9 protein-coding genes and 2 pseudogenes are annotated in these 13085 nt (G+C 30.2%); all 11 read right to left on the reverse strand.

Annotation, left to right across the window (positions count from 1 at the left end; translation table 11 throughout):
• Positions 1-463: 463 nt before the first annotated feature.
• Positions 464-724 carry a stage V sporulation protein SpoVS gene (gene spoVS / locus CURI_RS07700; RefSeq protein WP_014967684.1) on the reverse strand — a complete coding sequence of 87 codons (261 nt, stop codon included), beginning with the start codon at positions 722-724 and terminating at the stop codon, positions 464-466.
• 203 nt (positions 725-927) lie between these two features.
• Positions 928-2465 (reverse strand): annotated as a pseudogene (gene rny, locus CURI_RS07705) (ribonuclease Y).
• Between the two features lie 242 nt (positions 2466-2707).
• On the reverse strand, positions 2708-3781 hold the full coding sequence (recA, locus tag CURI_RS07710) for a recombinase RecA (protein WP_014967686.1): 1074 nt from the start codon (positions 3779-3781) through the stop codon (positions 2708-2710).
• A 161-nt stretch (positions 3782-3942) separates the two neighbouring features.
• Positions 3943-5126 (reverse strand): annotated as a pseudogene (locus tag CURI_RS07715) (competence/damage-inducible protein A).
• Between the two features lie 25 nt (positions 5127-5151).
• Positions 5152-5697, reverse strand: a complete 546-nt coding sequence (gene pgsA / locus CURI_RS07720) for a CDP-diacylglycerol--glycerol-3-phosphate 3-phosphatidyltransferase (RefSeq protein WP_014967688.1) — start codon at positions 5695-5697, stop codon at positions 5152-5154.
• Positions 5681-7021 (reverse strand): 30S ribosomal protein S12 methylthiotransferase RimO, encoded by a 1341-nt coding sequence (gene rimO, locus CURI_RS07725; RefSeq protein WP_014967689.1) that lies wholly within the window; start codon positions 7019-7021, stop codon positions 5681-5683. Before rimO ends, pgsA begins: the two co-directional genes overlap by 17 nt.
• 96 nt (positions 7022-7117) lie before the next feature.
• Positions 7118-9418 carry an FtsK/SpoIIIE family DNA translocase gene (locus CURI_RS07730; protein WP_014967690.1) on the reverse strand — a complete coding sequence of 767 codons (2301 nt, stop codon included), beginning with the start codon at positions 9416-9418 and terminating at the stop codon, positions 7118-7120.
• Positions 9419-9659: 241 nt separating this feature from the next.
• Positions 9660-10409 carry a ClpP family protease gene (locus CURI_RS07735; protein ID WP_014967691.1) on the reverse strand — a complete coding sequence of 250 codons (750 nt, stop codon included), beginning with the start codon at positions 10407-10409 and terminating at the stop codon, positions 9660-9662.
• A 91-nt stretch (positions 10410-10500) separates the two neighbouring features.
• The gene (locus tag CURI_RS07740; protein ID WP_014967692.1) at positions 10501-10740 is read right to left on the reverse strand and encodes a YlmC/YmxH family sporulation protein; all 240 of its coding nucleotides are present in this window, start codon (positions 10738-10740) and stop codon (positions 10501-10503) included.
• Between the two features lie 177 nt (positions 10741-10917).
• Complete coding sequence (locus CURI_RS07745) at positions 10918-12195, reverse strand: M16 family metallopeptidase (protein WP_014967693.1); 1278 nt, start codon at positions 12193-12195, stop codon at positions 10918-10920.
• A gap of 79 nt (positions 12196-12274) precedes the next feature.
• Complete coding sequence (locus tag CURI_RS07750; protein WP_014967694.1) at positions 12275-12991, reverse strand: polysaccharide deacetylase family protein; 717 nt, start codon at positions 12989-12991, stop codon at positions 12275-12277.
• Between the last annotated feature and the right edge of the window lie 94 nt (positions 12992-13085).

The following is a 13085-nucleotide window of genomic DNA, read 5'->3' on the forward strand; positions in this document are numbered from 1 at the left end:
AATTCAATAGCAACTTTTTAAAAATATCACGATTATATTATATACTCCTGCTTCCCCGGCTACAATTTCAAAGTTAATTCTCTTAGCCTTAGAGTATTTTAATTTATCGTCTTAGATTTTATATTCTCTAATACACCGATTTCTTTATATACATATAGATAAGGTATATCCTAAGTTTTAAGCTCCGATGCTTCACTAATCTTCACACTTATGAGATACATTATTTTGAGAATTATTTTATCTCCAAGTATGCAAAGCTTTTTAAAAATGTTTTAGCATAGCTATCTGATACTATTTAAAAATAGTTCTACTTATATTAGCTTTGAATATTGATTGTTTAGTTTCATTATTATCTCTTGAGTGTGATGTAATAGGTTTTTAAACTTACTAATTATTTTAGCATAGTAAAAAACCTGCCTTTAAATCGGCAGGTTTTTTTATAAGTGATAGGATTTTCCTAAGACTATCTAGGTTCAACAATTAATTTTATAGCAGTTCTCTCTTCCCCATCAATTTCAATATCTGTAAAAGCTGGTACGCAAATAAGGTCAACACCACTAGGAGCCACGAATCCTCTAGCAATAGCTACTGCTTTAACTGCTTGATTTAGAGCACCTGCACCTATTGCTTGTATTTCTGCATTGCCTCTTTCCCTTAATACCCCAGCCAATGCACCTGCAACAGAATTTGGATTTGACTTTGCTGATACTTTTAATATATCCATTATAAAAAAGCCCCCTTTAATAAATTAGTAAATATAGTTGTAGTATTTTGTATGTAATACTATGTTATTAATATTCTTCATTTAGAAAAAAAAACCTCTTTTTTTTAAAATGTTTTTTAAATTTTTTACATTTTTCACATTTAAAATCCATATATAAAAATAGAGAAGACAATATTAGTTTATCTTCTCTACTTGTATTCTATTTATTTAGCATATTCAATGGCTCTAGTTTCTCTTATTACATTAACCTTTATTTGGCCAGGATATTCTAACTCATCTTCTATTCTTTTAACTATATCTCTAGCAGTATGAACAATTTGATCATCATTTATTGAATCAGGTTTTACCATTATGCGAATTTCTCTACCCGCTTGTATAGCAAATGATCTTTCTATCCCCTCAAAAGAGCTCGCTATTTCCTCTAATTTCTGCAATCTCTTAATATAAGTCTCTAAAGTCTCTCTTCTAGCACCTGGTCTAGCTGCTGATATGGCATCTGCAGCTTGTACTAATATTGCTTCTACAGTTTCTGGCTCCACATCACCATGGTGAGCTTCTATAGCATGTAGGACTTCTTTTGATTCTTTATATCTTCTAGCTAAATCTACACCTATAGCCACATGAGGTCCTTCCACTTCATGATCCACGGCTTTCCCTAAATCATGCAGAAGACCAGCCCTCTTCGCTATCTTTACATCCGCACCTAACTCTGCTGCCATTAATCCAGCTAAGTGAGATACTTCCATAGAATGTTTCAATATATTTTGTCCATAACTTGTTCTAAACGTAAGTCTACCTATTAGTTTTACTATTTCCATATGGAGACCATGAATATTCGTTTCAAATACAGCTTGTTCTCCTTGTTCTCTTATATAGTTATCTACTTCTTTTTTTGCTTTCTCTACCATTTCTTCTATTCTAGCAGGATGTATTCTACCATCTACTATTAATTTTTCTAGTGCTATTCTTGCAACTTCTCTTCTTATAGGATCAAAGCCAGAAAGTATAACGGCCTCTGGAGTATCATCTATTATAAGATCTATTCCTGTTAGAGTCTCTAAGGTTCTAATATTTCTACCTTCTCTACCAATAATTCTTCCCTTCATCTCATCATTTGGTAGTGAAACAACAGAAACAGTAGTTTCAGCTACATGATCTGCAGAGCATTTTTGAATAGCATAAGCTATTATCTCCCTTGCTCTCTTTTCGCCATCTTCTTTAGCCTTGTTTTCCATATCTTTTATCATCATAGCAGATTCATGAGTTATTTCTTTTCTTATATCATCAAGTAATATTTCTTTCGCTTCATCAGAAGTCAAATTTGATATTCTTTCTAATTCTTCAACTTGTTTAGAAAGTAAATCTTCAATTGAACTTTCCTTTTCTTCAACTTCTTTTATCTTTCTTGACAATAGTTCTTCCTTCTTTTCTATCGTTTCATTTTTCTTATCAATAGACTCCTCTTTATTAAGAAGTCTTCTCTCCTGCTTTTGAAGTTCATTTCTTCTGTCACGATTTTCTCTTTCAGCTTCATTTCTTAATCTGTGAATCTCTTCTTTAGCTTCAATAAGCTTTTCTTTTTTATAGTTTCAGTTTCCTTTTTAGCATCATCAATAATTTTAATAGCTAAATCTTCTGCAGTTCCAATTTTTCTTTCAGCAATTGATTTCCTTATTATAAATCCGATTAAAACTCCGATTGCAGTCCCTATTACTGCTCCAATGATAATGTTCTGAATGATAACGCACCTCCCCTTATTAAGTTTTCAAATTTCGTTTTCATTTTCGATTTTCAATATTTTTTCAAATTTACATAATATAAGATAAAAAGACAATAAGTATTCACCTATTTATTTCCACCCGTTTTCATTGTATTACTTTTTAATTTATATGTCAAGCTATTTTAAGTTCCACTAGCCTTTTATAAATAAAAAGAGCAATCTTCTTTTATTCTCTAATAAAGGAAGATTGCCATTTTTATTATTTATTCAGTCTTATTATCTTTAATATTAGAATTTTGTGCTTGAACTGTAGCGTCCTTTTCAACTATATTTTTATTATCCTGTACTGACTCCTGTAATCCAAACTTTTCTCTTATTTTCTTATCTATTTCCTTTGTAACATCTGGATTATCTCTTAAGAATTCTTTTGAATTTTCTCTACCTTGACCTAGCCTATGTGATCCATAGCTATACCAGGATCCAGACTTGTTTATAATATCACAATTAGCACCTACATCTAGTATATTACCCTCTCTAGATATACCTGTACCATACATTATATCTACTTCAGCTTGTTTAAAAGGTGCCGCTACCTTATTCTTAACAACCTTTATTCTAGTTCTACTTCCTATAACTTCTTCACCTTGTTTTAATGCTTCAATTCTTCTTACATCAAGTCTTACAGATGCGTAGAACTTTAGTGCTCTACCTCCAGTAGTCGTCTCTGGACTTCCAAACATTACACCTACTTTTTCTCTTAGCTGATTTATAAATATAGCAGTTGTATTAGATCTCTTTATAGCTCCCGCAAGCTTTCTAAGCGCTTGAGACATTAATCTAGCCTGTAATCCTATATGACTGTCCCCCATTTCTCCTTCAATCTCAGCCTTAGGAACCAATGCTGCTACTGAGTCTACTACTATTATATCTACAGCACCACTTCTTACTAGAGCTTCAGCTATTTCAAGTGCTTGCTCTCCAGTATCAGGTTGTGATACTATTAGGTTTTCTATATCTACCCCTAAATTCTTAGCATATTGTGGATCAAGTGCATGCTCTGCATCTATGAACGCTGCAACTCCTCCAATTTTTTGATGCTCCGCGATAGCATGAAGAGCTACAGTAGTTTTACCAGAAGATTCTGGTCCATATATTTCTATTATTCTTCCTCTAGGAAAACCTCCTATACCTATAGCTATATCTAAGTCTAGAGCCCCTGTAGAAACTGCTTCCACGTTTAATTTAGATTCTTCACCCAGAGTCATTATAGACCCTTTTCCAAACTGTTTTTCGATTTGACTTATAGCCATTTCTAATGCTTTAGCTTTTTCACTCATATTCTCCCAGATAATCTGGGTTCACCACCTTTTATTTTTTTCGAACGTTTGTTCCTATATGTATTATAAATCAGTTTTGAAATATAGTCAATAGTACAAAAGACTAATGGTTTAAATTTAAAATGTATTTTCTTACTATATCAAAAGCAGAGTTACTAGCTCTAACTTGTACTCCCTTTCTGTCTCCAATAAATATATTTTTTCTCAACTATATATTCTTCCTTAGTGGCTAGACAAATATATACTAGACCAACAGGCTTTTCTTTACTTCCTCCGTGAGGTCCTGCTAACCCTGTTATAGATACAGCTAAATCTAGATCTCCTTTTTTAATAATCCTTTAGCCATTTCTATAGATGTTTCTTCACTAACGGCTCCAAATAAGTCTAAAGTTTCTTTTTTAACTCCGACTTCTTCTATCTTGGCTCTATTGCTATAAGTAATTATGCTTCTGTCTAATACATTAGAAGCCCCACTTATTTTAGTAAGTCTGCTAGAGACAAGTCCACCTGTGCATGACTCACAGAAGCCTATCTTAAAATTCTTTTCATTAAGTAATTTAAATACAGTCTCCTCTATCTTTTCATTATTAAAACTATATATATACTTTTTTATTTTCTTATGTATCTTCTTTTCAACTTCTCTTAATAATAAATTAGCTTTCTGTTCGTTTTTATACTTAATAGTTATTCTTATGTCTACTTGACCGTCTCTTGCATAAGTTGCTATATAAGGATTTTTATAATTAGAAATGATATCTTTTATTTCTTCCTCTAGCTGTGATTCACCTATTCCTATCGTATTTATAGTTCTGGTTTTTATCTTTATATTTGATAAATCCCATAAAAGAGGAACTACATTCTGCTTAAACATATTATTAACTTCTCTTGGTGGTCCAGGTAGTAGTATTATCACTCTTTTGTCCTCTTTAATGAAAAAACCTGGCGCTGTTCCTTTACTATTTTCTAAAACTATACTATTGTTAGGAACATACGCTTGTTTCACATTATTTTTAGTCATATTAATATTTCTTTTTTCGAAAAAACTACTTATAGAAGACAATACTTCTTTATCCAAAATTAGTTCTCTACCTATAGTATTGCATACCACTTCTTTCGTGAAATCATCTTCTGTAGGTCCAAGTCCACCGGTATATATGATTACATCTGATCTTTTTAATGCTAATTCAGTAGCAAATTCTATATCTTCCTTATTATCTCTGATCATAGTACAGAACCTAGTCTCTATACCTAATACTGTCAACTCCTCACTAAGGAATTTAGAGTTTGAGTTAAGGGTCTTTCCGGCTAGTAATTCGTCCCCTACATTAATTATTTCAGCATTCATATTACTACTCTCCTCATTAGCGTAATTACTTACTACCTGCAAAAAGAACTTCCTTATTTTTATATATATAATCAGCACCAGAAACCACTGTAAATATTAGTGCTAACGCTACAGATATTTTGTCAAAAGGAAAATTAATTAGGGAAAAAGGAAAATTATTTATTAATAGTGATACTATAGCTATTATTTGTGTTATTGTCTTAAATTTTCCCCAGTAGCTCGCTGCAATAGTTATACCTTCAGAAGCTGCAAGTACTCTAAGACCTGTGATTGCAAACTCTCTTGCTATAATAACTATTACTATAGCAGAGTGAATTTTACCCATTTCCACAAGTGATATTAGTGCAGCAGAAACTAATAACTTATCTGCTAAAGGATCCATGAATTTACCAAACTTAGTTATTTGATTTCTACTTCTGGCTATATATCCATCTAGACCATCAGTTAAAGCAGCTATTATGAATACTAACGCTGCTATATAGTCACCGTACGGCATTTTTACTAAAAGAAAAAACATAAACACAGGAACTAGAAGAATTCTTACAATAGTTATCTTATTTGCCAGATTCATTTAAAACATCTCCTATCAAGTCATACTCTAAACAATCTGATATGACTATATTTTTAAAGGAACCTACTTCTAATTCATCTTCAGAGTTAATATAAACTACACCATCTATTTCAGGACTGTCCATATAAGTTCTTCCTATATACACTTTATCTTCAGCTTTTTCATCTATAATTACTTTATATTTAGATCCTATTTTAAAACTGTTTTTTTCTAATGAAATTTGTTGTTGCAATTCCATTAATAAATCTTGTCTTTTTACTTTAGTTTCTTCATCTATTTGATTATCTAGAAGGGACGCAGGAGTACCATCTTCTTTTGAATAAGTGAACACACCTAATCTATCAAACTTCATCTCTTTTACATATTCATATAGTTCCATAAACTCATCTTCAGTTTCTCCTGGAAATCCTACTATCAGTGTTGTTCTTATAGTTATATCCGGAATTATCATTCTAAGTTTATTTATAAGTCCAGTTATAGACTCTTTACTTGTTTTTCGATTCATTCTTTTTAGAACCGCATTACTGATATGTTGTATAGGAATATCTACATATTTTGCAACTTTAGAGTTTTCTTTTATACTTTCTATTAATTCATCTTGGAAAGTATCAGGGTATAGATATAATATTCTTATCCACTCTAGTCCTTCTATTTTATTTAATTCTTCTAGTAAATATGGAAGCTTATATTCTTTATATATATCAATACCATATTTAGTTGTATCTTGTGCTATCAATATTATTTCTTTAGTACCATTGCTCACTAACTGATTGGCTTCTCTAATTATATCTTCTACTTTTCGACTTCTATACTTACCCCTTAAACTAGGAATTATACAATACGTACATAAATTGTCGCATCCCTCTGCAATCTTGATATATGATGTAAACTCTTTATCATTAAGTATTCTTCTTATGCTTTCATCATAGTCCGCATCTATTTCTCCAACCCTTATAACTTTTTCACCTTTTAAAAGTTCATTAATTAAAGCAACTATATCGTTAATATTTCCGGTTCCTAATATTCCATCTACCTCTGGTAATTCTTTCATAAGTTCCTCTCTATATCTCTCTCCTAAACATCCTGCTACTATTAACATCTTACACTTTCCATTTTCTTTATATTGAGCGGCTTCTAAAATAGTATTTATAGATTCTTCTTTAGCTTTATCTATAAATCCACATGTATTTATTATAATTATTTCTGCCTCTTCTTCATTTTCACTTAGGATGAAATTATTTTCTTTTAATATTCCCATCATCTGTTCAGAATCGACTAAGTTTTTTGAACACCCTAAAGAAATTATTGATATACTATGATTCATATACAGACTCCTTTCATGTTTAACAGCGATTTAAATTAATTGTATGAAATTATTTTATCATATAGTTTCAGTTTAACAACACTTGTTTTTTACTTTTTAGCTTTCTAACTCCTCCTTGGTAATTAGAACCTTTCTAGGCTTACTTCCCTCGTGTCCTCCAACTACACCTCTTTGTTCCATCTCATCTACAATTCTAGCAGCACGAGCGTAGCCTATTTTAAGTTTACGTTGAAGTAAAGAAATAGATGCTTGTCCTTCATCTATGACAATTTCTATAGCTTTTGAAAGCAACTCATCTGAACCTTCAAGAGATATATTCTCTTGGCTTTCTATTTTTTCTATTACATCTTCCTCATATTCAACTTCATGCTCTTCTTTTAAAAAATTAACTATTTCTTCTACTTCTTCGTCTCCAATAAATGCACCTTGTATTCTTATTGGCTTAGATTCTCCTACTGGATTGAAAAGCATATCTCCTCTACCCAATAATTTCTCAGCTCCACTCATGTCTAAAATTGTTCTAGAATCTACTTGTGAGGATACAGCAAAAGATATACGAGATGGAACATTTGCTTTTATAGTTCCAGTTATAATGTCCACAGAAGGTCTTTGGGTTGCTATTATTAAATGTATTCCTGCTGCCCTAGCCATTTGGGCAAGCCTACAAATATAATCTTCTACCTCAGAAGCTGCAACCATCATTAAGTCAGCAAGTTCATCTATTATTATAACTATTTGAGGCATTCTTTCTAATTGATCTTCTAACTTATTATTATAACTTCCAAGATCTCTTACACCTGTTTCTGCAAATAATTTATATCTTTTAGTCATTTCTTGTACTGCCCAGTTTAAAGCATTTGCTGCTTTTTTGGGATCTGTAACTACGGGGATTAATAAGTGGGGTATTCCATTATATATACTTAACTCTACTACTTTTGGATCTATCATAAGTAGCTTTACTTCATTTGGTTTAGATTTATAAAGAATACTAGCTATTAGTGTATTTATACATACACTTTTTCCTGATCCTGTTGCTCCAGCTATCAACAAGTGAGGCATTTTCTCAATATTAGCTACCATAGGTTTTCCTGAGATATCTTTTCCAAGAGCTATTGGTATCTTTGTGTCCATTTCTTCATACTCTTTTGATTCTATTATTTCTCTTAAATTAACTCCAACTTTATTTTTGTTAGGTACCTCTATTCCTATAGCAGATTTTCCTGGTATAGGTGCTTCCATTCTTAGGTCTGATGAAGCTAAACTAAGAGCTATATCATTAGATAAGCTTACTATCCTACTTACTTTTACACCTGGAGCTGGCTGTATCTCATATCTAGTTATTGATGGCCCTATACTTACTTGACTAATTTTAGCCTCTATTCCAAAGTTAGATAATGTCTCTAAAAGTTTATTAGCATTTTTTATTACTTCCTTTTCTTCACTTTGATTTCCGATTCCTTCCTTTTTTCTCAAGATATCTATTGATGGAAACTTATAATCTTCATAGAAGTTAGTATTGTTTATTATATTTACTTTATTTAAACTATCACAAGCACTGCTATCTTTTTTATCTTCAGTATAATTTTTTTTCAAAATATCTTTGTTTTCTGTTAAATCTTCTATAGATTCTTGTTTTGAATAGTCTAATATTTTGATTCTCTTATCATTTTCGTTTTTTTCTTCCTGATCTCCAAATACTTCAAGACTACTAACTACTTTTTCATCTTTACTTTTCATTAGATAGTCCTTCAAACCTTTGCTATCAGTCTCATCATTATTATGGGTTACTATTTTAGGCATTTTATTAGGGATATCAGTACCCATGAGTTCCTTACCTATACTTTTAGCTCCTATTATGAAATTTTTTATACTCGAATAAATTTTTCTAATAATATTTATTAGGCTTTTATCTGTAAGTGTTAATATAGATATAAGAACTATAGATGATAGTATTATATATGATCCTATTTTTCCGAATAAGGTTACTGATATATAAGAAAAAACACACCCTACTAGTCCACCACCTATTCCTTGCTTACCAAACTCCATAGACACTTTCATTGCTTCAATAAATGTTAATTTGCCTTTCTCGAGAAAAGAAGTATGGATTATTATCACAGTACTTATATTAGCCAAAAAAATATAAATTATCTTTTTTGATAAATCCATGATATTAAACATAAAAATAATTGTCATTATAGTTGATATATAGGGGAGTATGTATCCGTATATGCCGAATGTAGATAATAGTATTTCTTTTATCAAACTTCCTACGAAGCCCGTTGACTCACTATATAAGCTAATTATAGATAGGATAGAGAAAGCAACAATAGAAACATACAACGCTTCTTTATTTACTACGTTCAATCTAGATTTATTTTTTTTACTAGCTTTCAATATTGATCACCTCTAAGAACATTTCTATAAAAAATTAAAAAATCCTCTAGTTAAAAACTCATGTCTTTAACTAGAAGAGTTGTCATTTTGTCATTGCCATGATTCCTATTATATAAGTCGTAAAAAACATTAGAAATTTAGCTTTCGCATTGCTACGTGATTTAAGCTAAACAATATCATTATTTTAGATTCTATTTGGCAATTAATTATAGCATAATATGAGTAAATATACTATTATAATTTATTTATTAGCTATAAGTGATTTAAGTTTATTTAAAGCTACACCAAATCCTCCTACTTCATCTATTAAACCATATTGAACTGCTTCTTCTCCAATAAGTATTGTTCCTACATCATTTGCGATTTCATCCGTATCATACATTAGCTTTTGTAGTGTATTCTCATCTATATCTGAAGTCCTTAATATAAATTTTACTATTCTTTGCTGCATCTTTTCGAAGTACCTAAATGTTTGTGGCACTCCTATAACTAGTCCCGTCATTCTTATAGGATGAATAGTCATAGTCGCAGTTGGTGCTATAAACGAATAGTCACTACATGTTGCTAGAGGTACACCTATGCTATGTCCTCCTCCTAGTACTAAAGATACACTTGGTTTACTCAAGCTACTTATCATTTCAGACAATGCTAGACCAGCCTCTACATCTCCTCCTAGAGTATTTAATAGTATAAATACTCCTTTAATATTATCATTTTGTTCAGCAGCTATTAATAATGGTATTATGTGTTCATATTTAGTAGCTTTTCTTGGATCTGGTGATGATACGTGACCTTCTATTTCTCCAATGATTGATATAAACTGTATATCTTCTGGTGGAGAAACTATATTAGGAGTTCCTAAATTTTTTATATTCTGATTTGTTTCTTCACTTTCACTTAGAGTCTCGTTAGAATTTTCACTAGTTTCGTTTAAAATATGATTGTGTTTATTATCTAATATGATAATATCTTCTTTGCTAATATTTTTCAATCTTATATCACCTCTTAAGTTTTTTGTTTCTTTTATCTCTATGTATATTATTTACTAATTTTTATATTATATGCTTAGTTAAGATAATCTCTTATTTTTTATTAAATTCTATTATCATCATATCTTCTCCTATTTTTCTTATGCTATCCCAAGGAATTTCAACTTCATCTTTATCTCCAAATAATCTAAATTGATTTCTATCTGGTACTAATAACGATAATATCTTTCCGTTTTTTGTATCTATAACTAAATCTGAATCATTTATTACTCCTAATCTTCCTCCATCATTTAAATTTACTATTTCTTTTCCTCCAAGTTCACTTAATCTCATTGTTTTTTACCTCCTACTATTTTGTATTTACTAATATGTTTATTATATTTTTTTATTTTATGTTCTTATCAATTATGATAAGGTTTATTTTGATATGTTTTTAGTGAATTTAAAAAATGGTAAATTCTATACCCTTATATCATCCATAGGAATATGATTTACCATTTTACTCTTAATTTATATTATTTTATCATATATTAGATTTAGTTCTTTTGCCAACTTTTCTTCATCTTCTATATTTCCAACTATTGATATATTCAGAGAATCCTTACTAAAAACCTTATCTACTATTTTTCTTATATCTTCTATTTTGACCTTATCTATTTTTTCTAATAACTCTTCTGGTGTATCTGTTCTACCTAGTAATAGTTCAGATCTACCTATATAAGACATTCGGCTAAATGTACTTTCAAGACCAAGTATATAGTTTCCCTTTAGTTGTTCTTTAGATTTATTCATTTCTTCCTCATTTATTAAGTTCTTCTTTATTTCATTTATATTTTTTACTATAATTTCAGACACTGTTAGTATATTTTCTTTATTCATACCAGCATATATAGAGAATACACCTACATCTTTATATGAATACATATATGAGTATATAGAGTAAGCTAATCCCATATCTTCTCTAACCGTTTGAAATAACCTTGAACTCATTCCACCTCCAAATATGTTGTTTAATACTAAGAGGGGGTATAAGTCCATATTACCACTATTTATACCCTCCATACCTAGGCATAAATGCATTTGTTCTATATCTTTAACTTTACTTATTATATTTCTATCTATTTTAGGTGGATTATTAACCTCTAAGTTTTTCTGATTTGGCTCCCAATTTCCAAAATACTCTTTTATTAAGTCCATTATATCTTCTTCTTTAAAGTTACCAGCTATAGATATCACTGTATTCTCTGGTGTATAATAAGTTTTATAATAATCTAATATATCTTCTCTAGTTAAATTGTTTAGAGTTTCACTACTTCCTAGTATAGGCATTCCCAGTTGATGATTATTGAAAATGCTCTTTGCTAGTAAATCAGTCACTAAATCTTCTGGTGAATCTTCGTACATCTTGATTTCTTCTAATATTACACCCTTTTCTTTCTTCATTTCTTCTTCATCAAACTTAGAGTTAAATAGCATATCTGCTAATATCTCTATAGCGTCCGATAAATGATTATCTAATACTTTTACGTAATAGCAAGTGCACTCTTTGCTTGTGAAGGCATTTATTTGTCCTCCTATATTATCTATGCTTTCTGCTATTTCTTTAGCTGTTCTCTTTTCAGTTCCCTTAAATATCATATGTTCAATAAAGTGTGTAACTCCATTATTATGAACATTTTCCCTTATCGATCCAGCCTCAACCCATATTCCTATAGATACTGATTTTACATAAGGTATATATTCTGTTACTATTCTTAAGCCGTTTTCTAATGTTTTTTTATTATACATATTCTCCTCCTATGTTTAAACTTAATCTATTCTATAAATAGTTGTAAAATAAATTAGCTATACCATCAGATTAACTATATTATTCTATGATATCATTAATTCCTCCAATCTCATAGCCTTTTTCTTTTAAGAGCTTTATCATTTCAGGTAATGCCTTAACAGTTTCTTCTGTAGGATGCATAAGTACTATTCCAGAGTCATCTGCTTTACTTACAACCCTATCCACGATTACATCCTTAGTACTATCTTCTCTCCAGTCTATGGTATCTATACTCCACATAATAACACTATAGTTTAAATCTTTAGCAGCCTTTACAGTATCATCATTAAAAGCACCTGACGGTGGTGCAAAATACTTAGGTGAAGTACCTATAATTTCTTTTATTATTTCATCAGCCTTTAATATCTGCTCTTTATTTTCTTCAAAGTTTAATTTATCATAGTCTTTATGTAAATATCCATGATTTCCTATTTCATGCCCATTACTCTGTATTTCTCTTATTAATTCTTGATTTTTTTCTGCCCACCTTCCTGTAGGGAAAAATGTTATTTTAATATCATTCTCTTTAAAGATCTCCATCATTTTAGGTATATGTTCCTCACCCCAATCTATATTACAAGCAAATGCTATAGTATTTGCCTTTTTATTTCCTTTGTAATACACATCATCACGAAAAAATGTTTCTTGTGATTTGCTTCCCATGCTAATTACTAAAAAAGATAGTAAGAGTAAAAGTATAGTTAATCCTATTGCTATTTTGTATAAAGTCTTATGCCTTATATAAAATATTTTCATAGTTAAAACCTCCTAATTTTATTTATTCTTTTATTTATATACTTATTCTAAATAAATAAAAATATAATAGTTTTTTCAAAAAATAAAAAAGACA

It is taken from the genome of Gottschalkia acidurici 9a, assembly GCF_000299355.1.
Taxonomy (GTDB): Bacteria; Bacillota; Clostridia; order Tissierellales; family Gottschalkiaceae; genus Gottschalkia; species Gottschalkia acidurici.

Coding starts and splice junctions, on each gene's coding strand:
- spoVS (WP_014967684.1), bottom strand. CDS start 724: ATGGATATATTAAAAGTATCAGCAAAGTCAAATCCAAATTCTGTTGCA.
- recA (WP_014967686.1), bottom strand. CDS start 3,781: ATGAGTGAAAAAGCTAAAGCATTAGAAATGGCTATAAGTCAAATCGAA.
- pgsA (WP_014967688.1), bottom strand. CDS start 5,697: ATGAATCTGGCAAATAAGATAACTATTGTAAGAATTCTTCTAGTTCCT.
- rimO (WP_014967689.1), bottom strand. CDS start 7,021: ATGAATCATAGTATATCAATAATTTCTTTAGGGTGTTCAAAAAACTTA.
- CURI_RS07740 (WP_014967692.1), bottom strand. CDS start 10,740: ATGAGATTAAGTGAACTTGGAGGAAAAGAAATAGTAAATTTAAATGAT.
- CURI_RS07745 (WP_014967693.1), bottom strand. CDS start 12,195: ATGTATAATAAAAAAACATTAGAAAACGGCTTAAGAATAGTAACAGAA.
- CURI_RS07750 (WP_014967694.1), bottom strand. CDS start 12,991: ATGAAAATATTTTATATAAGGCATAAGACTTTATACAAAATAGCAATA.